The organism is Cyanobacterium sp. (genome assembly GCF_054166785.1).
Genome location: NZ_JBSZCP010000059.1, coordinates 102,854 through 129,799 on the forward strand (window position 1 = coordinate 102,854; position 26,946 = coordinate 129,799).

24 protein-coding genes are annotated in these 26,946 nt (G+C 36.8%); 14 read left to right on the plus strand and 10 right to left on the minus strand.

All coding sequences use genetic code 11. From position 1 onward, the window contains the following. Window positions 1-14 precede the first annotated feature (14 nt). The 8 genes from ACXITR_RS12460 to ACXITR_RS12495 all read left to right on the plus strand — a co-directional run bounded on the left by ACXITR_RS12460 (window position 15) and on the right by ACXITR_RS12495 (window position 10,818). Window positions 15-1,508, plus strand: coding sequence for an MBOAT family O-acyltransferase (locus ACXITR_RS12460; RefSeq protein WP_457997542.1), 1,494 nt, complete (start codon window positions 15-17; stop codon window positions 1,506-1,508). Between the two features lie 53 nt (window positions 1,509-1,561). Beyond that, a complete protein-coding gene (locus ACXITR_RS12465) occupies window positions 1,562-2,719 on the plus strand; it encodes a hypothetical protein (protein WP_457997543.1) in 1,158 nt (385 codons plus the stop codon). 527 nt (window positions 2,720-3,246) lie between these two features. Next, the gene (locus ACXITR_RS12470) at window positions 3,247-5,004 is read left to right on the plus strand and encodes an acyl-CoA dehydrogenase (protein WP_457997544.1); all 1,758 of its coding nucleotides are present in this window, start codon (window positions 3,247-3,249) and stop codon (window positions 5,002-5,004) included. A 29-nt stretch (window positions 5,005-5,033) separates the two neighbouring features. Beyond that, entirely contained in the window at window positions 5,034-5,402 is a 369-nt protein-coding gene (locus ACXITR_RS12475) for an acyl carrier protein (RefSeq protein ID WP_457997545.1), read from the plus strand. A gap of 88 nt (window positions 5,403-5,490) precedes the next feature. Further along, window positions 5,491-6,972 (plus strand): MBOAT family O-acyltransferase, encoded by a 1,482-nt coding sequence (locus tag ACXITR_RS12480; RefSeq protein ID WP_457997546.1) that lies wholly within the window; start codon window positions 5,491-5,493, stop codon window positions 6,970-6,972. A 2-nt stretch (window positions 6,973-6,974) separates the two neighbouring features. Beyond that, window positions 6,975-7,916, plus strand: coding sequence for a hypothetical protein (locus ACXITR_RS12485; protein WP_457997547.1), 942 nt, complete (start codon window positions 6,975-6,977; stop codon window positions 7,914-7,916). Window positions 7,917-7,959: 43 nt separating this feature from the next. Then, window positions 7,960-8,937 carry an FkbM family methyltransferase gene (locus ACXITR_RS12490; RefSeq protein ID WP_457997548.1) on the plus strand — a complete coding sequence of 326 codons (978 nt, stop codon included), beginning with the start codon at window positions 7,960-7,962 and terminating at the stop codon, window positions 8,935-8,937. A gap of 21 nt (window positions 8,938-8,958) precedes the next feature. Further along, window positions 8,959-10,818 (plus strand): HTTM domain-containing protein, encoded by a 1,860-nt coding sequence (locus ACXITR_RS12495; RefSeq protein WP_457997549.1) that lies wholly within the window; start codon window positions 8,959-8,961, stop codon window positions 10,816-10,818. On the opposite strand, the gene dndD is transcribed toward ACXITR_RS12495, so the two are convergent. The 4 genes from dndD to ndhI all read right to left on the minus strand — a co-directional run bounded on the left by dndD (window position 10,819) and on the right by ndhI (window position 14,414). After that, window positions 10,819-12,798 carry a DNA sulfur modification protein DndD gene (dndD, locus tag ACXITR_RS12500; protein WP_457997550.1) on the minus strand — a complete coding sequence of 660 codons (1,980 nt, stop codon included), beginning with the start codon at window positions 12,796-12,798 and terminating at the stop codon, window positions 10,819-10,821. 75 nt (window positions 12,799-12,873) lie between these two features. Beyond that, window positions 12,874-13,185, minus strand: coding sequence for an NADH-quinone oxidoreductase subunit NuoK (gene nuoK / locus ACXITR_RS12505; protein WP_457997551.1), 312 nt, complete (start codon window positions 13,183-13,185; stop codon window positions 12,874-12,876). A gap of 24 nt (window positions 13,186-13,209) precedes the next feature. Beyond that, complete coding sequence (locus tag ACXITR_RS12510) at window positions 13,210-13,815, minus strand: NADH-quinone oxidoreductase subunit J (RefSeq protein WP_457997552.1); 606 nt, start codon at window positions 13,813-13,815, stop codon at window positions 13,210-13,212. A gap of 59 nt (window positions 13,816-13,874) precedes the next feature. Continuing rightward, entirely contained in the window at window positions 13,875-14,414 is a 540-nt protein-coding gene (ndhI, locus tag ACXITR_RS12515; RefSeq protein WP_457997553.1) for an NAD(P)H-quinone oxidoreductase subunit I, read from the minus strand. Window positions 14,415-14,651: 237 nt separating this feature from the next. On the opposite strand from ndhI, the gene crtD reads away from it, so the two are divergent. Together crtD and ACXITR_RS12525 are read left to right on the plus strand one after the other, a co-directional pair. Further along, window positions 14,652-16,133 carry a C-3',4' desaturase CrtD gene (gene crtD / locus ACXITR_RS12520; RefSeq protein WP_457997554.1) on the plus strand — a complete coding sequence of 494 codons (1,482 nt, stop codon included), beginning with the start codon at window positions 14,652-14,654 and terminating at the stop codon, window positions 16,131-16,133. A 15-nt stretch (window positions 16,134-16,148) separates the two neighbouring features. After that, on the plus strand, window positions 16,149-16,343 hold the full coding sequence (locus ACXITR_RS12525) for a hypothetical protein (RefSeq protein WP_457997555.1): 195 nt from the start codon (window positions 16,149-16,151) through the stop codon (window positions 16,341-16,343). 3 nt (window positions 16,344-16,346) lie between these two features. Here ACXITR_RS12525 and ACXITR_RS12530 read toward each other — a convergent pair whose 3' ends face one another. Continuing rightward, on the minus strand, window positions 16,347-17,561 hold the full coding sequence (locus ACXITR_RS12530) for an acetate/propionate family kinase (protein ID WP_457997556.1): 1,215 nt from the start codon (window positions 17,559-17,561) through the stop codon (window positions 16,347-16,349). Window positions 17,562-17,570: 9 nt separating this feature from the next. Then, window positions 17,571-17,942, minus strand: a complete 372-nt coding sequence (locus tag ACXITR_RS12535; RefSeq protein WP_457997557.1) for a cyclic nucleotide-binding domain-containing protein — start codon at window positions 17,940-17,942, stop codon at window positions 17,571-17,573. Between the two features lie 277 nt (window positions 17,943-18,219). Between ACXITR_RS12535 and bchI the strand changes: the two genes are divergently transcribed. Then, window positions 18,220-19,293: a magnesium chelatase ATPase subunit I gene (bchI, locus tag ACXITR_RS12540; protein WP_457997558.1), complete on the plus strand. Its 1,074-nt coding sequence runs from the start codon at window positions 18,220-18,222 to the stop codon at window positions 19,291-19,293. A 42-nt stretch (window positions 19,294-19,335) separates the two neighbouring features. On the opposite strand, the gene pheT is transcribed toward bchI, so the two are convergent. From pheT to ychF, 4 genes are all read right to left on the minus strand, one after another. Then, on the minus strand, window positions 19,336-21,768 hold the full coding sequence (gene pheT, locus ACXITR_RS12545) for a phenylalanine--tRNA ligase subunit beta (protein ID WP_457997559.1): 2,433 nt from the start codon (window positions 21,766-21,768) through the stop codon (window positions 19,336-19,338). A 225-nt stretch (window positions 21,769-21,993) separates the two neighbouring features. Then, the gene (locus ACXITR_RS12550; RefSeq protein WP_457997560.1) at window positions 21,994-22,200 is read right to left on the minus strand and encodes a hypothetical protein; all 207 of its coding nucleotides are present in this window, start codon (window positions 22,198-22,200) and stop codon (window positions 21,994-21,996) included. 36 nt (window positions 22,201-22,236) lie between these two features. After that, entirely contained in the window at window positions 22,237-22,485 is a 249-nt protein-coding gene (locus ACXITR_RS12555) for a hypothetical protein (RefSeq protein ID WP_457997561.1), read from the minus strand. A 527-nt stretch (window positions 22,486-23,012) separates the two neighbouring features. Next, on the minus strand, window positions 23,013-24,107 hold the full coding sequence (gene ychF, locus ACXITR_RS12560) for a redox-regulated ATPase YchF (protein WP_457997562.1): 1,095 nt from the start codon (window positions 24,105-24,107) through the stop codon (window positions 23,013-23,015). Window positions 24,108-24,374: 267 nt separating this feature from the next. Here ychF and ACXITR_RS12565 point away from each other — a divergent pair, with 267 nt between their 5' ends. From ACXITR_RS12565 to ACXITR_RS12575, 3 genes are all read left to right on the plus strand, one after another. Beyond that, window positions 24,375-25,421 carry a FecCD family ABC transporter permease gene (locus ACXITR_RS12565; protein ID WP_457997563.1) on the plus strand — a complete coding sequence of 349 codons (1,047 nt, stop codon included), beginning with the start codon at window positions 24,375-24,377 and terminating at the stop codon, window positions 25,419-25,421. A gap of 14 nt (window positions 25,422-25,435) precedes the next feature. Next, a complete protein-coding gene (locus tag ACXITR_RS12570; protein ID WP_457997564.1) occupies window positions 25,436-26,224 on the plus strand; it encodes an ABC transporter ATP-binding protein in 789 nt (262 codons plus the stop codon). A 224-nt stretch (window positions 26,225-26,448) separates the two neighbouring features. Further along, window positions 26,449-26,946 (plus strand): AMIN domain-containing protein (locus ACXITR_RS12575; protein ID WP_457997565.1); only part of this gene is annotated, 498 nt, incomplete at its 3' end.

Consider the following 26,946-nt stretch of genomic DNA (forward strand, 5'->3'; position numbering starts at 1 on the left):
AAAAAGATGAAACTATGCTTTTTAATTCTTATGAATTTATTTTCATTTTTACTCCTATTTTCTTAATTGTTTTTTTTGTTCTCTGTAAATATAAGTTAATTAAAATAGCACTGTATTGGTTGATAATAAGTTCAATTTTATTTTATTCTTTTTGGAACTTATTTACACCAAATGGCAGTCCATTTTATATATTGTTAATAATAATTAGTATTATTTTTAACTATTATATTGCCAAATTAATTAATTCCATTGATCCACCTAACACACAAAGTAAAATTACTTTAATAGTAGGAATAACGGGTAACATATTAATTATTATTTATTATAAGTATGCTTCCTTCTTCCTTTCAATTTTTTCCTTTAATAATTCTAATAATTTTGATTTAATATTGCCCCTTGGAATTTCTTTTTATACATTTACTCAAATCGCTTATTTAGTAGATTGTTATCGAGGAGAATTAAAACATAAAAACTACAAACTTTCTACATATACTTTATTTGTTATTTTCTTTCCTCAATTAATTGCTGGACCTATTCTTCGGCATGATGAACTAATACCTCAATTTTCTCAACTAAAAAAAATTCGTTTCCATGCCCCAAATTTTGCTACTGGAATTAATTTATTTTGCTTGGGGTTAACTAAAAAAGTATTAATAGCAGACAATCTTTCTCCTTGGGTAGGGGATATTTTTTCTCATGCTGAAAATGTGACATTTGTTGAAAGCTGGATTGGTGCCTTAGCTTATACTTTTCAACTTTATTTTGATTTCTCAGGCTATTCGGATATGGCAATTGGTTTAGGTTTAATGATAAATATTACTTTACCTTTAAACTTTAATTCTCCTTATAAAGCGATTTCAATTAGTGATTTTTGGCGACGTTGGCATATCACATTATCTAATTTTTTACGAGATTATCTTTATATTTCTATGGGAGGAAGTAGGCGAGGAGAATTACGACGTTACTTTAATTTATTAATGACGATGCTATTAGGTGGTTTATGGCATGGTGCAGGGTGGACTTTTGTTTTATGGGGCTTTTTACACGGTGTTTACTTATCTATTAATCATTGGTGGCGTAAATTAAATATTCCCTTATCTAGTTTTATGGCATGGATAATAACTTTTTTGAGTGTTATTTTTTCTTGGGTTTTATTTCGTGCCTCAAGTCTTAGTGATGCTTTGAACTTAATCAAAACTATGACAGGATTAAATGGTTTAATCTTACCGGGAGAGGCTACTGGAAAATTAGGCTTCATACAAAACTTTGGCATACAACTACAAAGTTGGAGTCATTTTAATTATTTTCCTGAATTATTCGGAAGTAAAATTTTGACTATCTTTTATTTAGTAGTTTTAATATTTTCTGTAAAATATTTGCCTAACACATCAGAAATAGTCAAAAATGTCAAGATTGGGTGGTTTTATACTCTATTTTTAGCGGTAGTTACCACTATTTCTTTACTATCTTTAAATCGTATTTCTGAGTTTTTATATTTTCAATTTTAATATTATCTAAAATGTTTAAATCAATTAGTAATATATTTATAAAATATCAAGATATGCAACATAAAAAAGTTACAAATGATTCTTCAATTAGATTTATTTGGCTCTTTTTTACATTTCTTTCTTTTTCTATGATTTCTGTCGGTAGTTTCAACTATTTAATCAATCCTTATGGAATATTTAACCATGACTTATTATCTAATTTTAATCATGAAAAGCCTAGGAAAGATAATAATGATCGTTTATTCAAAGCGATAGAAATTATTAATATTAAACCTGATGTTGTGATGATTGGTTCTTCAAGAATTAAGCAGGGAATTAATCCGAGTAATGTTAAGTTAGAGCAAAATAATTCTGTTTATAATCTAGGAATTAATGGTCCTAATATGTATGAGGTTAAAAGATATTTAGAACATGCGATCGCAAATCAACCCAACATGAAAACAGTTATATTTGGTGTCGATTTTTTTATGTTTAATAAATTTTTAGATAATCAACCGAGTTTTGAGGAAAAAAGACTAGAAACAAGATACTTAATTCCCCAAGATATGATTAACACTCTTTTCTCTTTAGATGCTTTAGAAGGGAGTTGGGAAACAATCCGAGCTAGTCTAAAAACAACCAAAACGGTCAACGATGAAGCAAATAATGGATTTATGCCTAATCGCAACGCTGGGGATGGTAATAATAGATGGCGATTTGAAAACTCCATTAGAGTATATTATCAAAATCATAATCAATATCAATTGTCAGAGGATCATCTCAAATCCTTTCAAGAAGTAGTTAAATTATGCAAAGATAATAATATTGAACTGAAAATTTTTATTTCTCCTTCCCATGCCACTCAATGGGAATCAATAGCCCAGACAGAACATTGGCATACTTTTGAGCAGTGGAAACGGGAATTGGTTAATATTACTCCAGTATGGGATTTCTCTGGATATAACACTATTACGACTGAACCTCTTGAAGATACAATGACCTATTACACCGATAGTTCTCATTACAACGAATCAGTAGGAAATTTGATTATTGGTAAAATGTACTATGACGAGTCTAACGAAATTCCTGAAGATTTCGGTGTTCTAATTAACTTGAATAATATTGAACAACACCTAGTTAAGATTAGCCGAGATCGACAATTGTGGAAAAAAAATAACGAAGAAGAAGTGAAATTAGTAAATGAAGTTTATTTAAAATGGCAAAATAACTAATTGATAACCATTTTATAGACTAAAAAATTAAAATTATAATCAAATCTTCATAGAAACTTAATATAAAAAGCACTGTTTTCTGTTGAGATCGGACTTAAAATTTGAAATATAGGTGTTGCTTATTTTGGGTATGCAATATTATTAAACTACAGCAAATAATGATACTAAAACTATTATTACTATTGCCCATTGCCTATTGCCGAACTAGACTAAAAATCATACCTTAATTCAGCAACGCCAAAATATATTTTGGAAGGTCTATTAAAGTAGAAGGTAACCATTGCCAACCATCTTAAAATAGTTTATCTCAATGGAAAATCGTTATAGTTCAAAGTCTTTCACAAATTATTGAAATTGTCATAACTATTTATTTATTCAGCTAAAGATGCTTAAAACTACAAATTAGTTTTTTTCTGTTGTTAATATAGTAATTATTTCAATCCAAACTAAAGCCTAGTCTTAGACTAAGAGAACATAAAGGGCAAATTTGGGAATATTAATCAATAACTAGCAATTATACTTAAGTGATGAATTCATTGGCACAGTATCATATTCCAGAAAAACTAGAGCAAGATTTGGGAAATCCTAGTCATAGAGATAGTTTGATGTCCTATGAAAAAGTAATCCAAATCGATGAAAGTGAGCAATTTCCCCACCAAGAAATCGATTGGCTCTATCAATGGAATTTACAAGATTACTACATTCCCGAAAACTGTGGCGGTAAATTTACCTCCTTTGAGGAGTTTATTGCCATCGTCAAAGTTTTATCAAGAAGAGATCAAACCATCGGCATCGCTTTTACTACCCTCTTTTGGTCATTCATAACTTGGATGGCAGGTACTCAAGAGCAAAAAGATCAACTCTCGGAGTATATCAGAAATGAACATGGGGCGATGTGTTTAGGTTACTCCGAAAAAGAACACGGAGCGGATTTAGTCGGCGGTGAATTAACTGCCACTAAAGTAGATGGGGGTTATATCCTCAACGGTGAAAAATGGCCTATTAATCGGGCAACCATTTCGGGAATTTCCTACATTTTGGCAAAAACCGCCGATGATAATGGGGGTCGATGTTTGTCCCTGTTTATGGTGGAAAAAAGCAAGATTAACTCTGATAATTACTACAATCTACCGAAGATTTTAACCCACGGCATCCGTGCTTCGGATATGAGTGGTATTGGTTTTAAGGATTGTTTTGTACCTGATTCCATGCTTATTGGGAAAGAAGGACAAGGGTTGGAAATTGCCCTCAAGGGTTTTCAAATTACCCGTACCCTTTGCTCTGGTTTCTCCCATGGGGCAGGGGATACAGCCCTAAGAACTACCTTGAAATTTGCCCTTAACCGTCAAGTATATGAGAAAAAGGTCTTTGATTTACCCCAACCTCGTAAAGTGTTAACGGATGCTTTTTTAGATATTTTAATCTGTGATTGTGAAACGATCGCATCTTGTCGTGGTTTTCATGTAGTACCCGAGCAATTCAGCGTTTGGTCTGCGGTGGTTAAATATTTTGTCACCACTCAATTAGAGACGATGATTAATAATATTTCCGCTGTGTTAGGTTCTCGTTTTTATATGCGGGAGGAACATGATTTTGGCATCTTCCAAAAAGCTTTGCGGGATAATGCCATTATTAGTGTTTTTGACGGTAGTACGGTGGTTAATTTACACGCCCTAATTTTACAATTTAGACAAATTACTAAAGCTCGTAAAAGACTCAATGAAAAAAGGTTAAAGGTGATGGAAGAAAATTTAAAAACCATTTTTTCCTTAGACCAAAAACTACCCACTTTTGATCCTAACAAATTAGAATTGTTCGGAAAAGGTGCTGATGATGTCTTACAAGGGTTGGAAATTGCCTTGCAAAAATTAGAGGATTTACAAAGTAACTATGAAATAGAACCTACTATTTTAAAGGAACTAATTGAATTAAGTAATTTACTTCTTATGGAGTTAGATAACCATGATCAAACCATCAACGAGTCTAACTTTGAATATGGACATAATCAGTCCCCAGAAACCTTTGAAGTCGCCAAAAAATATTGTACATTGCACACAGCAACAAGTTGTTTATTTATGTGGCTATACAACCGAGAAAATTTGGGAGATTTCTTTGCCAAAGGGGAATGGTTAGTGTTAGCCTTAAATCGTCTTTTGTATTCTATCCGCTCAGTACCTTACAAAATCTATTCAGACTATGAAAACAATTTAAACCAAGAAATGGTTAAACTGTACCAAACAGAAAAGATGTTTTCCATCGTACCCTTTCAACTAGCAAAAAATTAAGCAATTATTTTATATAAGAGGATAAAAAAATGACAGTTACTAGCTCTAAATTAGAAACCTTACAGAATTGGTTAATTGATCAACTATCAGAACAACTTTCTTTAGATCCTAACACTATCAATGTTAATGAGTCTCTAACTCGTTATGGTTTAGATTCCATCGATGCTGTTACTATGGTAGGAGATTTAGAAGATTGGTTAGATTTAGAATTACCATCAACCCTGTTTTGGGATTATCCAACCATTGCCCAATCATGTGCTTATTTGGTGGAAAACTTCGATTTAGAGAGCATTTCCTCCGAAGAAAAAGAAGTTTCTCCTGTTCCTGAAAAATCTCCCGAACCTGCCCTTGCTGGTCAACAGAAGTCGGGGTTATTTGGTCGTTTAATGGGTAGGTAAAATAGTTTAATCTGGTTTAGCTTGGTCAAACTTGATCATAAGTTAAACCAATAATAACAAGTTGTAATAACGTATAAAAGATAAGGCTTTGAACTACTCTGAATTTTCTTTTTGGTGGATTTTTATACTATTTAGTATTCCTTTTTTTGGGGTTCGTTATTTTGCTCAAAAAATGAACCTGTGGAGGGGCTTTTTTGATAGTTTGGGAATTGTTTCTCTATCATTAATTTTATTTTATAATGCTAGTCGCTCTAGTTTTATTGTCTTTGTTTTTGAGATAATTGTTAACTATATATTAGTGCAATTTATGCTCAAAAAAGAGGGGAATCAAGCTAAGTTGATTGCTGGTTTTATCATTGTTTTTGACGTTGCTATCCTAGCCTATTTTAAATACTTAACCTTCTTTGTGGAAGATGTTATTGGCTTACTGGTAAACGTTCCTCAAAATTGGCAAAATAGCGTCCCCATTCCCGTTACAAATCAAATTCCCCCGGGGGTTTCTTTTTATACTTTCCAGATGATCGCTTTTGTGGTCGATTCTCTCAAAGCTAGAAAGAAAAGTGCGATCGCGCAAGCGCGCCACTCCGTGATCGCATTTCTCGACTATATTAATTTTATCGCCTTTTTCCCGCAAATTGTAGCAGGCCCCATTGAAAGACGGGTTGACTTACTACCCCAAATTACTAACTTCCGTTTCAAATTTACCGCCGAAAACTTTGAAGAAGGATTTCGCTGGATTTCCCTCGGTGCATTTATGAAATTTGTCCTCGCTGACAATATCGCTCCCTACATAGATTTAAGTAATAGTGCCAATCCTTGGGTAATTTGGTTCTTTGCCTTTTTATTTACTCTGCGTATTTATTTCGATTTTGCGGGTTATAGCTTTGTTGCCCTCGGGATTGCCAAAATATTAGGAATTAGATTAACCGTTAATTTTTTAGCCCCCTACACCTCCCAAAGTATCAACGAATTTTGGCGACGATGGCACATTACGCTCAGTACATGGTTTAGAGATTACGTATTTATCCCCCTCATGGGTTCTCAGAAAAAACTAGCTCCCTTTTTCCTCTTTATTACCTTTACCCTCTCAGGATTTTGGCATGGGGCAGCATGGAATTTTATTATTTGGGGCGCTTATCATGGCGGTCTATTATTAATATTACGCTATCTGGGCAGACCATTCCAGAGATTTAGCAATAAATACTTTAAGAGGTCAGAATTTATCAGTTGGGCTTTAACTTTTTCTTCCGTTGTGTTTGGATGCCTATTCTTCATGGAGACTAATAGCAGAAGATTATTAACAAAGCTCAACACAATTATCATTCCTTGGAACTACTCTTGGGATAATTTAACTGATTTTTTCTTGTCTTACAGCTTAAATCAAATAGTAGCTTTATTTCTAATTTTAGGACTGTCTTTTGGCACAATCTTATTAGAGTTTATGGCAATATGGCGCGGGAGATTTGAGTATGAATTTTTACTTAATCCTGGTATTTCATATATCTTTTTGGGTATGGCAATTTTATTGGCTTCCAATCAAACGGCTCAATTTATTTATTTTGAATTTTAATCATGAAAAAAATTAAGTTATTATTTCCTTGGTTAATAAGTGCGATCGTTTTTTGGTCTGCTGGATTTGCCTATAATGTTTATTTTGGTGGATTAATTGGTTGGCATAGAAGAGCCTATAATAATAAAGTAGCTTTAGCTGGTGATATAGAAGCACAAAGACGTTTAATTTTAGTCGGTGGTTCAGGAGTGCATTACACCTTCAATGCAGAATATATGGAAGAAAAATTAGGTTTCCCTGTATTCAATTTTGGCTTAGATGGGCAAATAGGTTTAGATTTAATTCTACCTATTACTTTAGAAGAAATTAGAGAGGGAGATATTGTTTTATTAATTCCTGAGTATCTAATGCTTTTAGATGATGTTGGTATAGGACCAATTGCTTTTCCTTTTGCTGTAGCTACCAATAATTTAGACTTAATTGAAGTCCCCCAAAAAGAATTTTTTGAAAATACTTTAACTCTGGGTATTCCTGGTTTAAACTCTTTAGTAAAATCAGGAGTGGATTTAATAACAAAGGGTCACTTTGATGATTATTATTCAGATCCTCTTACTCCTAGAGGTGAACCAACAAGAACTTTTCTTAGACAAAGTCCTTGGTGGCAAATGACTGTTAGAAGTACTGTTACAGATCATTCTCTGAAAGTTATTGAAGAGTTTAAAGAAGGTGTAGAAAATAAGGGGGCAACCTTGATTTTATCTTTACCAATTATTTACGGTGATGATGATGAACAAACATTGACAAATGTCAAAGCAACTTCGGAAAAACTTGCAAAAATTGCGCCTATCATTTACGATGAAACAACTTTAAATATTTGGACAGATTCTGATTTATTTGCTGATACACATTATCATTTAAAACCTGAGGCAAGAATTATTAGATCAGATCAAGTCATTGAAGAATTAAAACCTATTTTAAACGATAAACAATTATTAGAGTACTAATACTAAATAATAATTAAATAACTCTAAATTATATACAAAACAAATGTTAGTTAAAAATCTTGATCGTCTTCAAACTTATCTTAAGGAACGTCAAATACATTTACGTATTCCTAATCGTTTTTGGGCTGAAAAAATTTATGCCAATCAAGTTAGTTTTCATAAATTAACATACGATAAAACTAATAATTCTATTTTAATTAAACCTTTTAATTTTTTGGTTTACGAACAAAAGCCAGAGTATCATTTTCTACTCAAAGAAGAAAATGTGAGATTGGCACAAACTTTGAAAAAAAGCTATGACTGTAGTTTTGAAACCAATGAAAATCAAGAATTAGTGGTCAACATTGAGGGTATTAAAGCTCTTATAAAATCCGAGCAGGATTTAGAAATTATTAATGAGATTTTTCTTCAGGGTGTTTATAATTTTATTTGCGATCAAACTTTAGTGGTCATTGATATTGGTATGAATGTGGGCTGGGCGAGTTTATATTTTGCTCTTAATGATAATGTTCAGCAGATCTATAGTTTTGAACCTTTTAGGAAAACTTATGAAGAGGCATTAAATAATTTTGCTTTAAATCCAAATTTGAAGCAAAAAATCAATCCTTTTGATTACGGCATTGGTGGAAAAGATGAAGTGGTTACGGTGGAGTATGATTACGATTTAAAGGCTAGTGTAGGAGTACAAGGTGTACCTGAAAATATGGCAAAAAAAAGTCAGGGTAACAAAATAAAAGAGGATATTACGATTAAATCAGCCACTGACGTTTTAAGCCCAATCTTTGAAAAGTTTTCGGATCATGATTTTATGGCAAAAATTGATTGTGAAGGTTCAGAGTATGACATTCTTAAATCTTTAGAACAGGCTAATATGCTTAATCGTTTTAAAGTAATTATTATGGAGTGGCACGAAAAAGGCCCTGATGAGTTGGTGGGTTATCTACGTAGGGCTAATTTTACAGTTTTTTCTCGTCGTCCGAAAAGTAAAAATATCGGCATGATTTATGCCGTGAGAAATTAATTTTTTTGATGTGATTATCTTATGGAAAAAAAATCTGGTTTCGGTAGGCAAGATAAGTTATCAAAATTATTTGGTTTTGATTTACGTTCCATGGCGCTATTTCGTATCGGATTGGCGTTAATTATTATTGGTGATTTAATCATCCGTTCACAGGATTTAAGGTCACATTATACTGATGATGGTGTTATGCCAAGAACCCTTGCAAATCAAGTCCTTGATTCTTGGTATTGGTCGATTCATCTTCTGAGTGGTGATGCTCTTTTTCAAGGTTTAATTTTTTTGTTGTCAGGACTAATTGCGATCGCACTTTTGGTTGGTTATCGTACAAGATTAGCTGCGATCGCATCTTGGGCTTTAATAATATCTTTACACAATCGCAATCCCCAACTAAATTTTGCGGTAGATGATGTACTAAGAGCCTTGAGTTTTTGGGCAATGTTTTTACCCCTAGGGGCTAGTTATTCCATTGATAAAGCCTTAAATAACTCATCAAAACCTTTACCTAAAAGATTTGTTTCCATTGCTACCTTTGCCTTTATGGTGCAACAAATTTTAATTTATACTGGTTCGGCACTATATAAAGCAAAAAGTGAAACATGGCATGATGGCACCGCAGTTTATTATGCCCTCAGCTTTGATCAATATGCTACTGCTTTGGGTCAATTTTTTCTCCATAACCTTCCGTGGATATTACCAATATTTAGTGTCGGTGCATTGTGGTTTGAATTGATTGCCCCTTTTATTATTTTTATTCCCTTTAGGATTACCTTTTTTCGTTGTTTAGCTGTTGTACTTTTTATAGGACTACACATTAGTTTCGGTCTATTTTTCACCCTAGAACTTTTCCCTTATTTAAGTATTGCTAGTTGGTTAATCTTTATTCCTTCTGAAGCATGGGATTACTTGGACGAAAAATTGACCAATGAAGAAAGAACCAATTTGACCATTTATTATGATGCCGATTGTGGTTTTTGCAAAAAAGTAGTTCACTTGTTACGCACATTTTTAATCCTGTCTCATACTCCCCTTCTTAAAGCCCAAGAAGAAGATAATATTTTTAGAGCCATGGAAGAACATAACTCATGGGTGGTGGTCGATTGGCAGGGAAATTATCATTATAAATGGGAAGCCTTAACCTATGTTATTAGTTTATCTCCTGTCTTTGCTTTTTTGGCTTATCCCTTAAAGTTAACATGGGTGATGAATTGGGGCAACAAATTGTATGAAACCATTGCCAATAATCGTCAAGTAGCAGGTAAATTTACAGCACCTCTAAAGTTTCGTCCCCTTAATGTTAAACCTTCTTTAACCATGAATATAATTGCTCTTATTTTGTTACTTTTGACTCTAATTTGGAATGCAACAATGTTTTTTGAGCAGACTATTTTTCGCCGCCCCGAAGGTGCCAATAAAGAAGATTTTTATAGTGCAGGATATAATCTACTAACTCGTCGAACTTTTAACAGAATTAGACCATTAGGAAAAATTACAAGATTAGATCAATATTGGACTATTTTCGCTCCTTCTCCTCCCTTAGATGATGGTTGGCATGTCATAGAAGGTACATTAGAAAATGGTGAGCAAGTCGATTTACTGTGGGGTAAGGATGAAATTTCATGGGATAAACCGACTCGACAACAAAGAGATCAACTTTATGGTAATTCTCGTTGGCGAACTTATTTTATCAATCTTAATCGCAGTATAGGAAATCGTTTATATCCCTATTATGCTTCTTATCTTTGTCGTCAGTGGAATAATCAACACCAAGAAGATAATAGATTATCAGAAATCAACTTTTATTTTATGGATGAGAGGACTATACCACCAGGGGAAGTTCAAACGGTAGAAAAAACTTTACCCCATCAAGATTCCTGTAATTAACTAACAAAAATATCCTGATTTTACCGTAGTTTGATTTTTCTCTGAACTGTAATCTAATAAGTATTCTTTGGCAATAACATTTTGTTGATGGAGTTGCTCTAATTCTGCTTCGCCGATTTCGGTATCCGTGGATAGTAAAATTACTTGATGGGAAGCGGTGGGAAAATAACGCTCTAGCAAATTATGGCGGTGAGAAGAATCTAATCTGCCGAGGGGGGTATCGATGACGATGGGCAGTTGCCTACCTGATACCCTTGCTAATCCCCATAAAAGGGCGATCGCCAATAGTTGTTTTTCTCCAGCGGATAGTCTATTTTTAGTAATTAAATTACCTAAATTATCATACAAATTAAGCATAAAATTATCAGTATTAATAATGATTTTACCGACAAAATTAGACTTATGTAAAAGATAACGAAAACAGCTTGTTACTTCATTTTCTAACCTGTTTAACTTTCTGAGGGTAAGTTTTTCCTTAAAAAGCCTTAAGGTACTTTCCACTTTTGGCATAGTATTTAATAAATGATCTGCCTGTAAATCTTCTATGGTGCGATCGCTATATGTCCCTAACTTTTTCAACTTAGACTGTATATCTCGCTCCATGGATTCCAAGGTTTTATGTAACCTCGTTACCTCAGCCTTACACTCCACTACCCTTTGCTCTTTTTGTTGATACTCTTGCTCTAATCTTTGATAATTTTTGGACACCTCAACATTAATAGCCATTGCCTCAACATTTATTAACTCCTCCTCTAACATTTTTAATTTACTAACATACTCCGTTGCCTTTTCCTCTTCCCTAGGTAAAGAATAACTAAGAATATTATCTAAGTGATTTAACTCCTTTTCTTGCCCATTCAAATAAATATCAATATTACTAATTTCCTGCCCTAAACTATCATTTTCTAACTCTAAAAAACCATTTATTTTCTGATAGTTAACATCATCAATGGATAAAGTAGTTAAAAACTCCAATAACTTTTGATCTTTTTTTCTGAGAATATCATAGGAATTTTTAATATTATCAGCCCTTACCTCTTGTGCTAATTGAATTTTTATGGAATCTAAATGAGGTTTAATTAATCCCAAAGGTAAATATTGAGTGAAAATATTACTTAATTGTTCTCTAATTATTTCTATTTCTTGAGATAAAGAATCAATTTTCTGCTTAAGTTCATATTTTTTCTCAGCTATTTTCCCTCCCTCAGTCCGAAGACTCTCAGAAGCTAATCGATAATTTTTTGAAGCCGTTTTTAACTCCTTTTCAGCTATTTTTAATTCTTGTAAAACACTTTTTTTATCCTTTTCTAAAAATTTTAACTCCTCTTCAATATTTAATAACTCTTTTTGTTCTTTCGTACTTTCTAAACTCTTTTTTTTACGACTAACTAAAATTTGTAAGTCATTGGCTAATTTATCTGCTAATTCTAAGCCCAATAAAGCTCTCATGGCATCTACTACCGAAGGATTAGGAATATCTTGCTCTGCTAATTCCTTCACTTGTTCGCCATCAAAAAGAAATAAATTAGAAATTCCCAAAGGTAAAATATCTTCTACATATTCATCCCAACTTTCCGTTAAGTTAAGGTCAGGAAATTCTCCCTCAATGATAACCAAATTATCTTTCCCATCCTTTACATTAGCTTGCCAATGACGAATTATTTTTAACTCAATCCACTGTCCATTGATAAGGTGTTCAAAAGTTAACTCTATCTTGGTAACATCCGTTATTTTTGCACTACGATTAATGGACTCTAATAGAAAATCGTTATAACCTAAATTTTTACGGGTAGAACATTCAGCCCTACGTCCATACAAAGCCAATTTAATACTATCAATAATAGTAGTTTTTCCTCCCCCATTCATACCACCAATTAAAATTATTGAAGCGCCGTTTTGCTCGGTGTCAGGGGTTAAATTAATAGTATTCCTGCCTTGATAAGGGCCAAAATTCTCTAAGATTAATTCTTTAAAAATCATTCTCTAATAATAGTGAAGGTGGGCAATGCCCACCATAATAATGACATTCAATATCTTTATTGTGTCAATGAATCTTTACCATTTAAGTAAGTTGAACTTTTCCATATCAATGGTGTCACGGTTACGGTAAATAGCTAAAATAATCGCTAAACCCACGGCAGCTTCGGCGGCGGCAATGGTAAGTACAAATATAGTAAATACTTGACCTCTAATATTTTCAGGATCTAAATAGTTGGAAAATCCCATCAAGTTAATATTAACGGAGTTTAATAATAATTCAATGGACATTAGCACCCTTACGGCATTACGGCTAGTAATTAAACCATAAATTCCAAGACAAAATAAGGCGGCGGCTAATAATAAAAAATATTGTAATTGTAATTCCATAATCGTTGATTGGTGCTTATAATTTTATTTATCGTCGGCAGAAACTAATTCTCTGGGTTGTTCGGGAAGAGTTAGGGAAGTGGTAAAACCGTCTCCTGTTTTGGTAGCGGAAGGGATAAAGTCTCTTCTAGCGAGGATAATGGCACCTACCATGGCTATTAGTAGTAATACGGAGGCAATTTCAAAGGGAAGCAGGAAGTCACTGAATAGATGTTTTCCTAACTCAATGGTGGTATTTTCGATGACGGAGGCAGAGATTGTTGATATATCCCAAGAAGTGGATAAAATCATGGTGCTAAGTAAGCCAAAAAGTCCTGCACAAACTGCTGCGGTGGATATTTTACGAATCCATCTACCTTTTATTTCGGCAAAGGTTTCAGTTTTATTTACCAACATGATGGCAAAAAGAATCAAGACGTTAATAGCCCCTACATAGATAAGAATTTGGGCGGCAGCGACAAAGTCTGCGTTGAGGAGTAGGTATAACCCTGAAATGCTAATAAATACTCCCCCTAAGAGAAAAGCAGAGTAAACGATATTTTCTAATAAAACCACTCCTAGGGCTGATGCTATCATCATTACTCCAAGGATAACAAAGGTTACAAACTGAACTCCTTGTGATATTTCCACTGTTTTTTCTTGCTCCTTTTTTAATAGGTATTTGTCAAATTTTATTTGGATATGATGTTTTACTTACTTTTTTTTGGTAAGTCATGGGGTTCGATTACTCCTTTGGGTAGGTATCCTAATTCCCGCAGAGGTGTTACCATAGGATCTTCTGTTACTTTGGTGGGTAAGCGTCCAAGGGCTACGTTATCATAGTTTAAGTCATGACGATCATAGGAAGCTAGTTCATATTCCTCGGTCATGGATAGGCAGTTAGTGGGGCAGTATTCTACGCAGTTACCACAGAAGATACATACGCCAAAGTCAATGCTGTAGTGTTTTAATTCTTTTTTCTTAACGTCTTTGTTAAATTCCCAATCTACTACGGGAAGGTTGATGGGGCAAACCCTTACACACACTTCACAGGCAATACATTTATCAAATTCAAAGTGAATTCTGCCTCTATATCTTTCTGAGGGGATTAGCTTTTCATAGGGGTATTGTACGGTGACGGGGCGCCTTTTCATGTGGTCGAAGGTGACAGCAAATCCTTGCCCGATATATTTGGCGGCTTCAACGCTTCCTTTGGCGTAGTCGGTTACTTGTTTGAGAAATTTAAACATAGTGCGTTGTTATAAGTGCTATTTTGGTCTATTTTATCTCATTGTTTGTCCTTTACTTTGATGTTATCAGAAATTAGAAGGGGTAATGGATGAATCTTCCGTGCTAGGGCTAAAGTCCTTGCTAAGAGCAAGATAAAAAATATTGTGGGGTTATCTTTTTTTTAAGAAGAGTTTTGAGGACATGGGGAGGTTTATAATTAAGAAATGTTAAGTAGTTTATGGCATAAGGGTTAAGTTGTGAAAAAAGTTGTGGTCATTGGGGCAGGAATTGGAGGTTTAACGGCTGGGGCTTTGTTGGCTAAAAGGGGTTATGATGTGACGATTTATGATCAAGCTATAGTGCCGGGGGGTTGTGCTTCTACTTTTAAGCGTCGGGGTTTTACTTTTGATGTGGGAGCAACTCAGGTGGCTGGATTGGAGAAGGGAGGTATCCATGAGCGTATTTTTCGGGAGTTGGATGTGGAGTTACCTTCTATGACGGTTTGTGATCCTGCCTGTGCGGTTTTTTTACCTGATGAAAAGGAGCCGATTATGGTGTGGAGAAATCCTCACAAATGGCAGGAAGAGAGAAATAAGCAGTTTCCTGATAGTGAAAGATTTTGGTCTTTGTTTAAGATTTTATTTGATGCTAGTTGGCGTTTTCAAGGTAGAGATCCTGTGTTACCTCCTCGCAGTTTATGGGATTTTTCTCAACTTATTAAGGCTTTGAGATGGGATACTTTTATTACGGTTCCTTTTACTTTTATGACGGTGGTTAATGCTCTTGATTTATTGGGTTTAAAGGGCGATCGCCGCCTAAAAACTTTCCTTGATTTACAACTTAAATTATATTCTCAGGTAGGTACGGAGGAAACGGCTTTATTATATGCTGCTACGGCTCTCTCTGTGTCCCAAGAACCCCAAGGATTATATCATTTAGATGGTAGTATGCAGGTTCTGAGCGATCGCCTTGTAACTGCCCTCAAAAAATATGGTGGTGAGTTAAAAATGGGTTATTTTGTGGAAAAAATTCACACAGAAAATGGTCAAGTAAAAGGAGTAACTATTAAGCATAAGAAAAAAGGAGAAATCTTTACAGAAAATGCTGATCATGTAGTGGGAAATTTGACAGTAAATAACCTTGTAAAAATGACCGAAAATTTACCTTCTGGCTATGGCAAAAGAGTAGAAAAACTAGAACCGGCATCAGGGGCTTTTGTTATTTATTTGGGGGTAAATGAATCTGCTATTCCCGAAAATTGTCCTCCCCATTTACAGTTTCTCTATGATTATGATGGGGAAATCGGTGAGATGAATTCATTGTTTGTGTCCGTTAGTAAACCCCATGATGGACGAGCGCCCCAGGGCAAACGCACTATTATCGCTTCTTCTTTTACAGATACTGCTTTATGGTGGAATAAAAATAAGGTTGAGTATGACCAACTAAAACAAGAGTACACCCAAAAGGCGATCGCTCGTTTAGGGGAATATTTTAACCTCAGCCCTGAGCATATCATCCATCAAGAAGTGGCTACCCCCGTTACTTTTGCCAAATATACTGCCCGGGAAGACGGCATGGTGGGCGGTGTGGGACAACGCATCAATACTTTTGGTCCTTTTGGTTTTGCCCCCCGTACTCCCATTAAAAACCTTTGGTTGGTAGGAGATTGTGTTCACCCCGGAGAAGGTACTGCAGGGGTTAGTTATTCTGCCCTGACGGTTGTTCGGCAAATTGATTAATTTAAGGAATAATCAATGTGTAAAGTTTTATCAAAAAAAGAGGTTGGGGTTGTTGATGGGGCAGGGTTTGTGGTATGCTTATTATATAATGGTAATATTGACATTGTTAAGTATAAACAGACAGATTTCGATTATTCTAAAGACATTCTCATCGTCTCCTTTTTGGGGGCAAAAGTCAAGAAAAAAGTCGATTTTTGTAACATTTTTTAATATTTATGAAGGGGAAAAAGGAAGGGTTTGAAGGGCGATCGCCCAGTCCTCTTGGGTTTTAACCACCACCACAGCCACGGAGGAATCAGCAGAGGCGATATTGTGATCAAGACATTTAAGATTATTTTGCTCAAGGTCTAACTGAAGATTGAGAAAAGAAAACCCAGCACATACTTGCTCACGTACTAAAGGGGAATTTTCCCCAATTCCTGCGGTAAATACCAGAACATCTAAACCCCCAAGACTAGGAATCATAGAGCCGATAACCGATTGTACCCGATGCACGAATATATCAAGGGCTAATTGAGCTTGATGGTTGCCATTGGCGATCGCACTGATAATACTACGAACATCAGCGGACACTTGAGACACTCCCAGTAAACCCGATTCTTTGTTGAGTAGCTGATTTAACCGTGCCTTATCATAACCATACTCATCCATAAGGTGAAGGAGAATAGCAGGATCAATAGAACCGCAACGGGTACCCATCATCAAACCTTCTAAGGGTGTAAAACCCATGCTAGTATCGATACTACGACCATTTTTAATGGCGGTAATAGATGAACCATTGCCAAGGTGACAGGAAATAATCTTTAAATCCTCTAGGGGTTTATCCAAAATTTTTGCCCCTCGTTGGCTCACATACTCGTGGGAAATACCGTGGAAACCATAACGTTGGATGCCCTTTTCGTACCATTCATAGGGGAGGGGATAAACCTTTGCCTTGGGGGGAATATCGCTATGGAAAGCCGTGTCAAATACCGCCACTTGGGGAGTTTTGGGGAGGGTACGGGCGATCGCCCTAATGCCTTCAAGGTGGGCAGGGTGATGATTAGGGGCAAGGGGTATTAAATCTTGAATAGTTTGCTCTACCTCTGGGGTAATCAAACAAGATTGAGCATAGTTGCGTCCCCCATGGACGATGCGATGACCGATAATATCAATTTCGTCAAGACTGGGTAAAACCTTGGTATGACCATGGGTAATGGTTTCTAGCATAATTAAAATACCATCCCCCTTATTTTCTAAAGGCAGATCAATCTTACGCTTCTGCCCATTAGCAAAAACCTTTAACAACCCATACTCATCACTCACCGTCCAATCAATACTAGCCTCCCAAAGAGGTTCTAGGGGAGTCGATAAATCTGTATGGGGGAGGATTTCATAAAGACAACTTTTTTGACTACTCGAACCTGCATTGAGAACTAATATTTTCATAACAAAAACCTAAACTTCACTTTTTATTTTACGCAGACGAGTGGAAAGACTGCGAATTACTTCTAGCGCAAAGAAAGGGGTTTCTTGGACTAAAAAGGTAAATTTTTCTCGATCTAACCTTCCCAATTGACACTCTGTATGAGCCACCGCCGTAGAAGCCCTTTTATGATCTGGCTGTACTAATGCCCCTTCCCCAAAAACATCATGCTCTAAAATCGTTTCCACCACTTGATCATGAACCACCAAATTTACTTCCCCTTTCAAAAGGGCATACATTTCTGTGCCTTCTTCCCCTACATTGAATATGACACTTCCTGCCGGAATGGTTTGTACTTCTAAGTGTTCAAAAAAAAGATTAGCAAGATCTGCTGGTTCTAACATTGTATTTCTATTACTTGATAATTAGTCAAACTTTATTATGTCAGGATCTTAGGCTCTTTAACATTAAGAACAGTTTAAGTAATTGATAATTGAGAATGGATAGTTGATAATGATTATTTTTCGTTTAGGTGGGGAATGGGAAATAGAGAATCGGCAATGGTGATAGTCTATTAATTAATTCTTGACTCAGATCTAAGAAACACCTAGGATAGAAAGGTTATCCTTAAATTACATACATAAAAATTTAGAGTATCTCAACAATAAAATTTAATAACCTATGACAACCACCTTACAAGCACCTCCTAAAAAAAATCGTAGATTAGTATTCCCCTTTACTGCCATTGTCGGACAAGAGCAAATGAAACTAGCTCTTTTGCTGAATGTAATCGATCCTAAAATTGGTGGGGTAATGATTATGGGCGATCGGGGTACAGGCAAATCCACCACCATCAGGGCATTAGCGGATCTTTTACCTGAGATTAGTGTAGTAGCAGGAGATCCCTTTAATTCAGATCCCACAGATATGGAAATGATGGGAGAAGATTTGAGAGAAAAAATTGAACAAAATCAACATATCGAGACTGTCAACAAAAAAGTCCCCATGATTGATTTACCCTTGGGTGCCACCGAAGATCGTGTGTGCGGTACTATCGACATTGAAAAAGCCCTCTCTGAAGGGGTAAAAGCCTTTGAGCCAGGATTACTAGCCAAAGCTAACCGTGGTATCCTCTATGTAGATGAGGTCAACCTATTGGATGATCACCTAGTGGATGTACTTTTGGACTCCGCTGCCAGTGGTTGGAACACCGTAGAAAGGGAAGGTATTTCCATTCGTCACCCAGCCCGTTTTGTGTTGGTTGGTTCTGGAAACCCTGAAGAAGGGGAATTACGTCCTCAATTATTAGACCGTTTCGGGATGCACGCCGAAATTCGTACGGTAAAAGATCCTGATCTCCGTGTACAGATTGTAGAACAGAGAGCGGAATTTGATCAAGATCCCCAAGGTTTCTTGGCAAACTATGATGAGCAACAAAAGGCTTTACAACAAAAATTAGTTGATGCCCAAACTCTATTACCTCAAATCAGCATTGATTATGAAATTAGAGTAAAAGTATCTGAAATTTGTTCAGAGTTAGATGTAGATGGTTTACGGGGAGACATTGTTACTAATAGGGCGGCAAAGGCGATCGCAGCTTTTGAAGGACGCACCGAAGTAACCGTAGATGACATCCGCCGAGTAATGCCCCTATGTCTTCGTCACCGTTTACGTAAAGATCCCTTAGAATCCATTGATTCAGGCTATAAAGTAGAAAAAGCAGTGGATCGTGTATTTGGTTTAAATGTGGAATAATTGAGAATTAATATGGTGGGCAATGCCCACCTTACATACTAATTAACTGCGTAACTCCACAGGGAATTGCTTCGCTAACTTATCCCTAACTTTGTTATGAATAGGATCAACATCACTATCCTTCAAAGTACCATCAGGAGAATTATAAACTAAACTAAAAGCTAAACTGCGCTTACCATCAGGCACATTCTCCCCCTTATACTCATCAAATAACTTCACATCCACAAGAGTTTTACCCCCTGCCTTGCGCATGGCATGGGTGATGTCTGCCACCGTTAAATCTGTGGAGGCAAAGAAAGCCAAATCCCGCTCCACACTAGGATAAGTTGAATAAGCCTTGAAAGTAGGAATTTGTAAATATCTTTGGCTGATATACTCCATCAAAGGTGCAAGTTTTAACTCAAACACATAAACACTATCAGGTAAATCTCTTTCCTGTCTTAACTGGGGATGAAGTTGCCCAAATACCCCAATTTTAGTTTTATGTAACCATAAACTGGCGGTGCGCCCGGGGTGTAAACGCTCATCATCGGATTCTGCTTGATAGGTGATGGGAGCTTTGAGACTATTAAATAAACTCTCTAAAATGCCTTTGGCTTCATACCATGACATGGGTTTAGGTTTACCACTATTTACCCAGATACCATCCCTATATAAATCACCACCGATAATACCTCCCAATGCGTCACCTTCGCATCTTTTGTCACCTTCTAGCCAAAAAACTCGTCCAATTTCAAAACCGTTTAAATAACCATTTCCTTGGGCTTGATTATATTCAAAGGCGTTGATCAAACCATCAATTAAATTGCTACGGAGGGCGGAATATTCACTAAAAAGAGGGTTAGCGATTTTGATTTGGGCTTTTTCGGGGCTAACGAGGGAATATTGCACCAATTCGGTTAAGCCTAAACCCCTTAATGCAGAGCTAATTTGACGTTGAATTGTCACCTCGGAGGATAAATAACCCACTTGAGATTGAGGGGGTAAGGTATCGGTAAAACGATCATAACCATATAACCTAGCTACTTCTTCAATTAAATCGATTTCCCTTTCTAAGTCACGGTAACGGTAAGAAGGCACGGTGACAAGCCATGTTAAGGGGTTTTCGGTTTCTACTTTTAACTCACAACCTAAGTCGGTTAAGATTCTTTCTACGTCTTGGGGGGCAACATCGGTTAACCCTTCCCCGTCAATGACTTTTCCTAATACTTGGTGTAAACGATTTAATCTTAGTTGGATAGTGTTGGTAAAGTCGCCCCGACGATTATCCGCAGTAACTTGGGCGGTAACGTTACCTTGGGCTAACTCGGTAATGAGGGTGACGGCATGGTTAAGGGCTTTTTCTAGTTGTACTTGATTTACTCCCCTTTCATAACGGGTAGAGGCTTCGGTGCGGATAGACTGACTTCTGGCACTTCTGCGAATAGGTACAGGTTCAAAGAGGGCTGCTTCTAGGATAATATTTTGGGTATTGTCATCTACTTCGCTTTCTTCTCCTCCCATGACTCCTGCTAGGGCGATGGGGTGATTGTTGGCGGTGATAAGCAAATTTTGCTCTTTAAGTTCTCTTTTTTGCCCGTCAAGGGTGGTGAGGGTTTCGTTTTCTTGGGCAAAGCGCACTCCGATATTTAAGGTTTGATTATGGGTAATTTGAGTTAATTTTTCCCTGTCGAAGGCGTGTAAGGGTTGTCCCCATTCGAGGAGGATATAGTTGGTAACGTCAACTACGTTGTTGATGGGGCGCACTCCTGATGCTTCTAAGCGCCATTGCAACCATTGGGGGGAAGGGGCAATTTTAACATTTTCGATAATTGTACCAATATAGGCTGGACAGGCGGAGGTTTCTTGGATGTGGAGGGTGAGGTTGTCTGTCTGATTGGTGGGGGTGATGGTTTCGGTGGTGGGTAATTTTAATTCTCCCCCTGTGAGGGCGGCTACTTCTCTGGCGATACCTACCATACTGAGGGCATCGGCACGGTTGGCGGTGGCGGTAATGTCGAGGATGACATCATCTAAACCAAGGAGGGGGCGCACGTCTTGCCCTACGGTTAAGTCTCCTTCAAGGATTTTGATACCTTCGCTTTCTTTGCTTAATCCGAGTTCAGCTAATGAGCAAACCATGCCTTTACTTTCTACTCCTCTGAGTTTGGCTGGTTTGATTTTTAAATCGACGTTGGGTAAATATGTACCGAGGGTGGCGATCGCCACAAATATATCTTTTCTAATGTTGGGTGCACCGCAAACAATTTGGGAGGGGGTTTCTTCACCTATATCAATTTGACATAAACTTAGTTTATCAGCGTTGGGGTGGCGATCGCACTCTAAAACTTTACCCACAACCACACCATCAGCCCAGGTGCGTCTATCTTCCATATCTTCTACTTCAAACCCTGCAATGGTAAGAGTTTTGGCTAATTCTTCGGGAGAAATACTAATATTGACTAATTCTTGTAACCACTTAAAGGAGATACGCATTGTTTAAAATATAATTTTTTTGTAGTAACCTAATCTCCTATTATTAACTAACTTCTCCCCCGCCGTAAACTAATTGAGAAGAGGTAATTGCCATGGGAATAATTTTCACAAAAAAAAGTTCGGGCAAAAGTAGTCAAATTTACCTTAATCAAGAATAAACTTTTTCCTTATACCCCAACTCCTGACACCAATTAAAAAAATGAGCTAATGCTTAGTTAGTTATGATTATGGAATAATTTCCATCCCTGTGATAATTTCCTCTTGACGGGTTTTTCCGCAGGGCTCGATAGATTCACAATCATTAATGTTTACCACCTCATAAGTCAACTTAACGTTTCGATTTATATAGGTTTGCGAGTCTGCACAAATTTCAAAACTTGCCCCTTTATAAAACTCGTCTCCGTTAGGATTTTTTAGAGTGGCATAGCACATTAAATCTCCTGTTTGTAAATCTTTAACTAATCCAAATCATTCTTGTCCGCCTTCTTCAGTTTCTTCAGTTTCCTCGGTTTCCATGTCTTCAGTTTCCATGTCCTCGGTTTCTTCAGTTTCCTCAGTTTCCATGTCTTCGGTTTCCATTTCTTCAGTTTCCATTTCCTCGGTTTCTCCTAAGGGAGGAGGAGTTACTTCGGTATTATCGCCACAGGCGGCGAGGGATACAGAAGCACCACCCAATAATAAAATCATTAATAGAGTCCAAATACGGTTGTTTTTCATTTGTCTTAACTTATTCTTAATGTTGTAAAAGATATTATGACTTATATATTTTTAATTATCAATATGTTTACCGCTAATTTTTGTTCGTTTTACCCTACCTTGAGTTTGTTTTCTCTTTCTTTCTAAAATAAGTTTTTTTATATCAGTTAATATATTTAATCCAAATATTTATCCTGTTCTAATTATCTCATGGGACAGGCTTTTAGTAGTAGGAATTATCTACATACTAAATATGGCTTTTTAGCTAATAATTAATTGATTTTTAAATAAGATAAAAACTAAATAAAATCTTGTGCAGTTATTACTGATCTTTTGTAAGACTTCTTTATAGCTACAAGACACGGTCAATAATAGAAAAAATAATGTCTTTCTAGTTTATGGTCAAATTATTATTAATTTTAATAAAAAAAGATAAGGGCGTGCCTCTTACTATAATTCTTCAGAATTGCCCTTACCTAAAAAATAAAAATATAATGTCTTAAATGTATTCACAAAATACTATTTGTAGAGAAAGTTCAACATTAAAATTAAACATTAAAACGGAATAACAACACATCCCCTTCTTGAACAATATATTCCTTACCCTCAGCCCTAACTAAACCCTTTTCCTTAGCCGCCCCCATACTACCACAACTCACTAAATCATCATAGGCTACAGTTTCTGCACGGATAAAGCCCCTTTCAAAATCAGAATGGATAACCCCCGCTGCTTGAGGTGCTTTCATTCCTGCAATAATAGTCCATGCCCTAGTTTCAGTTTCCCCAGTGGTAATGTAGGTGCGTAATCCTAACAATTCATAAGTAGCCCTAATCAAAGACTGTAAACCACCTTCTTCCACGCCCAAGGATTCTAAAAATTCTGCCTTTTCTTCTGCCCCTAATTCCACTAACTCCGATTCTACTTGCGCAGAAACGATGACAACCATGGCATTTTGTTTGGTGGCTTCTTCTTTTACCCCTTCTACCCATTGATTTCCCGTGGCTAAATCTTCATCACTAACGTTGGCGGCATAGATAACGGGTTTTGCTGTTAATAAACCAAGGGGCTTGATAATTTCTTCTTCTTCAGGGGTAAATTCTAATTCCCTAACGGCTTTACCTTCATTAAGGATGGGTAAGATTTTTTCTAAAACTTCCATTTCTGCCACGGCTTCTTTATTGTTGCTTTTGGCTTGTTTTTTTAGTCTTTCTACTCGGCGCTCAACTTGGGTTAAATCTGCTAAGGATAATTCTAAGTTGATAACTTCCATATCACGGACTGGATCCACGGAGCCTGAAACATGGATAATATCATCACTGTCAAAACATCTGACCACATGGATAATGGAATCTACTTCTCTGATATTAGCAAGGAATTGATTACCTAACCCTTCCCCTTTACTAGCACCTTTTACTAACCCTGCAATGTCCACAAATTCCATACGGGTAGGCACTACTTTGGCGGAGTTAGATATTTTTGCGAGTACATCTAAACGCCCATCAGGTACAGCTACAACCCCCACATTAGGCTCGATGGTACAAAAGGGAAAATTAGCGGCATCTGCTTTGGCATTGGCTACTACGGCATTAAATAAGGTTGATTTTCCTACGTTGGGAAGTCCGACGATTCCTGCTCTTAACATATAACTTTTATTTTACTGGTCAACACTTCATTATCTGCTAAGGGCGATCGATTAATCAACTATTGACTAAATATGGGCTGATGGACTCGCTGTATTATGAAGTTGTTAGAGATACTTATCATTTAATCATCCTATCAATTGATTATTATTTGCAATAATTTTTAAAATTGGTTATAAATGAGAAAAGAAATCAATAGTGTTTGTGACAACAAACCTATGCCATGTTTTTATGAAATCCTTTAATAATAGTAATCACAGTAATTTGCCATGACTGTCGATACAGAATTGAGACCTTTTGAAACGAACCATTCATTAAATACTGTAAAAATTCAGAACAATAGTAAAAAAACACAATTGATAATTATATTTATTTGTGTAGCTCTACTGTTAACTTTTTTTATTTCTTTATCATCTGGTTCAGTTTCTCTAACTTTTACGGAAATTTATCAAGCCCTTAGACATCAAGGGGAAGAAATTAATCAAGTAATCATCTGGGATTTAAGATTACCCCGTATCTTAGCCGCTTTTGTGGTGGGGGCAGCCTTGGGTACTTCTGGGGCTTTGTTACAGGGGATGTTACGCAATGCCTTGGCAACTCCTTTTTTGCTAGGAATTTCCGCTGGGGCTGGTTTGGTGGTGGTGGTGTTAATCACCCTCGATATTTTCCTGTATATGATTCCCCTTGCTTCTTGGTTGGGGGCAATCCTTACCACTGGTTTGGTGTATTCCCTTGCGAGGACGGGTAATGGCATTGGAGTAGAGCGTTTAATTTTGGGTGGGGTGGCGGTGTCATCTCTGTTTGGGGCGATACAAACTACTTTACTGTTGCTGTCTGATGATGGCAGGATTCAAAGGGCGCTGAATTGGATTGTGGGTAGCCTGAATGGTCGTGGTTGGGCGGAGTTACGCCTTGCTAGTCCATATATTTTAGTGGCGATCGCCTTTGCTTGTTTATTAGCCCGTTTTGTCAATGTTCTCAACCTCGGGGATGATTTGGCGGTGGGTTTGGGGATTCCCTTGGGGCGATCGCGCTTACTCATCGGTGGCACGGCAACCCTCTTGGCGGCGGGCGCTGTAAGCATCGCTGGACTAATCGGTTTTGTGGGTTTACTCGTACCCCATACCATGCGCTTTTTGTTCAAAAGTAATGATTATCGCCTTTTGATACCCATGTCTGCATTAGGGGGGGCAATGGTATTGTCTTGGGCCGATTTACTCTCTCGCATCGGTGCGGTGGAGTTGCCCGTGGGTGCGGTGACAGCCCTCATCGGTTCACCCCTTTTTGTTTGGTTACTGTATAAACGCTCTTTTTAACATCATCATCAATCATGCCTTTAAATACTTATAACCTATATGGTGGTTACGGTAAAAGTGCGATTATTAAATCCGTTGACCTCGATTTAGAAAGGGGAGAATGGCTTAGTTTAGTGGGTGCTAACGGCTCAGGAAAGTCAACTCTCCTCAAGCTCATCTGTCGTATCCTCAAACCTAGTCAAGGAAAAATCTTACTCGATAGTAAAGACATTCATAACCTCCCTCCCCAAACCGTCGCCAAAAAAATCGCTATCCTACCCCAACAGCAAACCATTCCCCAAGGTTTAACCGTTCGTCAATTGGTCAGTTTAGGACGCACTCCTCACCAATCATGGTATCAGTGGGATTTGACAGGGGAAGACCAACAGGCGGTATATCAAGCCCTCGAAGAAACCGAATTAATGGCATATTGCGATCGCCTCGTCAGCCAACTATCAGGGGGAGAAAGACAAAGAGCATTTTTAGCCCTTGCCCTTGCCCAAAATCCCCAAGTGTTATTACTCGACGAACCCACCACCTACCTTGACATTCACTATCAACTGCAACTATTAGAACTGTTGAAAAGATTAAATAAACAAGGTTTGACCATCATCACAGTATTACACGAGATTAACCTTGCAGTGCGCTATAGCGATCGCCTCGCCCTCCTCAAACAAGGGCAAATCTATCAAATTGGAGATATTGAAACGGTTTTAACCCCCGAAAATATCGCCGCTGTTTTTGATGTGGAAACCATCATTATTGATACCCCCATCGGCAAACAAATTTGTCCTATTAGTACCTCTGTTATTACTTATGTTTAAAGACAGGAAATAGGCAATGGTTAACCATTACCTTAAAACAAATATATTTTATTCTCATTTTAATTCCTCCAGAATAGGGAAATTTAGATAAAAACTTAAGAAAAATTTCCACAAAATAAAATCAAGGAATTAAAAAAACAAAATCTGACGCTTATTCCCTTCTTATTAAGGGAGGTTAGGGGGGATCTATTCAAAAAAATTACTATTTTAAAACCATCAAAAAAATGAACAAAACACAAATACAAATAATCAAAAAATCAACCCTATTATCATTAATAATTCTTGCCATAAATAACCCCATACAAGCACAAGAAAACCCCATAGAAAATCAGGGGCGATCGCCCTTAATTGCTCAAAACAACAACAATAAAACCACCATTACAGGCATCGAAATTAACCCCCAAGAATCAGGAATCGAAATCACCGTAAAAACCGATGACGGGAGTAGCCCTGTTCCCCTAATCATGAACGAATCAGAACAAGTAATTATCGACTTTGTAGATACCACCCTTAATATCAACGGTGAAAACCAATTTCAAGTAAACGACGTTAGCTCAGATATTAACAACATCACCCTTACCACCCTTGATAATAACACCGTCAGGATGGTGATCACAGGTACCCAACAAGCACCCTTCGGCGAAATAGTATCCTCCCCAAACAACCTAGTTTTAAGCGTCACTGTGGGACAACCAACCACCGCACAAAACATTTTTAACCGA

Coding starts and splice junctions, on each gene's coding strand:
- ACXITR_RS12460 (WP_457997542.1), top strand. CDS start 15: ATGCTTTTTAATTCTTATGAATTTATTTTCATTTTTACTCCTATTTTC.
- ACXITR_RS12465 (WP_457997543.1), top strand. CDS start 1,562: ATGCAACATAAAAAAGTTACAAATGATTCTTCAATTAGATTTATTTGG.
- ACXITR_RS12470 (WP_457997544.1), top strand. CDS start 3,247: ATGAATTCATTGGCACAGTATCATATTCCAGAAAAACTAGAGCAAGAT.
- ACXITR_RS12475 (WP_457997545.1), top strand. CDS start 5,034: ATGACAGTTACTAGCTCTAAATTAGAAACCTTACAGAATTGGTTAATT.
- ACXITR_RS12485 (WP_457997547.1), top strand. CDS start 6,975: ATGAAAAAAATTAAGTTATTATTTCCTTGGTTAATAAGTGCGATCGTT.
- ACXITR_RS12490 (WP_457997548.1), top strand. CDS start 7,960: ATGTTAGTTAAAAATCTTGATCGTCTTCAAACTTATCTTAAGGAACGT.
- ACXITR_RS12495 (WP_457997549.1), top strand. CDS start 8,959: ATGGAAAAAAAATCTGGTTTCGGTAGGCAAGATAAGTTATCAAAATTA.
- dndD (WP_457997550.1), bottom strand. CDS start 12,798: ATGATTTTTAAAGAATTAATCTTAGAGAATTTTGGCCCTTATCAAGGC.
- nuoK (WP_457997551.1), bottom strand. CDS start 13,185: ATGGAATTACAATTACAATATTTTTTATTATTAGCCGCCGCCTTATTT.
- ndhI (WP_457997553.1), bottom strand. CDS start 14,414: ATGTTTAAATTTCTCAAACAAGTAACCGACTACGCCAAAGGAAGCGTT.
- ACXITR_RS12525 (WP_457997555.1), top strand. CDS start 16,149: ATGTGTAAAGTTTTATCAAAAAAAGAGGTTGGGGTTGTTGATGGGGCA.
- ACXITR_RS12530 (WP_457997556.1), bottom strand. CDS start 17,561: ATGAAAATATTAGTTCTCAATGCAGGTTCGAGTAGTCAAAAAAGTTGT.
- ACXITR_RS12535 (WP_457997557.1), bottom strand. CDS start 17,942: ATGTTAGAACCAGCAGATCTTGCTAATCTTTTTTTTGAACACTTAGAA.
- bchI (WP_457997558.1), top strand. CDS start 18,220: ATGACAACCACCTTACAAGCACCTCCTAAAAAAAATCGTAGATTAGTA.
- pheT (WP_457997559.1), bottom strand. CDS start 21,768: ATGCGTATCTCCTTTAAGTGGTTACAAGAATTAGTCAATATTAGTATT.
- ACXITR_RS12550 (WP_457997560.1), bottom strand. CDS start 22,200: ATGTGCTATGCCACTCTAAAAAATCCTAACGGAGACGAGTTTTATAAA.
- ACXITR_RS12555 (WP_457997561.1), bottom strand. CDS start 22,485: ATGAAAAACAACCGTATTTGGACTCTATTAATGATTTTATTATTGGGT.
- ychF (WP_457997562.1), bottom strand. CDS start 24,107: ATGTTAAGAGCAGGAATCGTCGGACTTCCCAACGTAGGAAAATCAACC.
- ACXITR_RS12565 (WP_457997563.1), top strand. CDS start 24,375: ATGACTGTCGATACAGAATTGAGACCTTTTGAAACGAACCATTCATTA.
- ACXITR_RS12570 (WP_457997564.1), top strand. CDS start 25,436: ATGCCTTTAAATACTTATAACCTATATGGTGGTTACGGTAAAAGTGCG.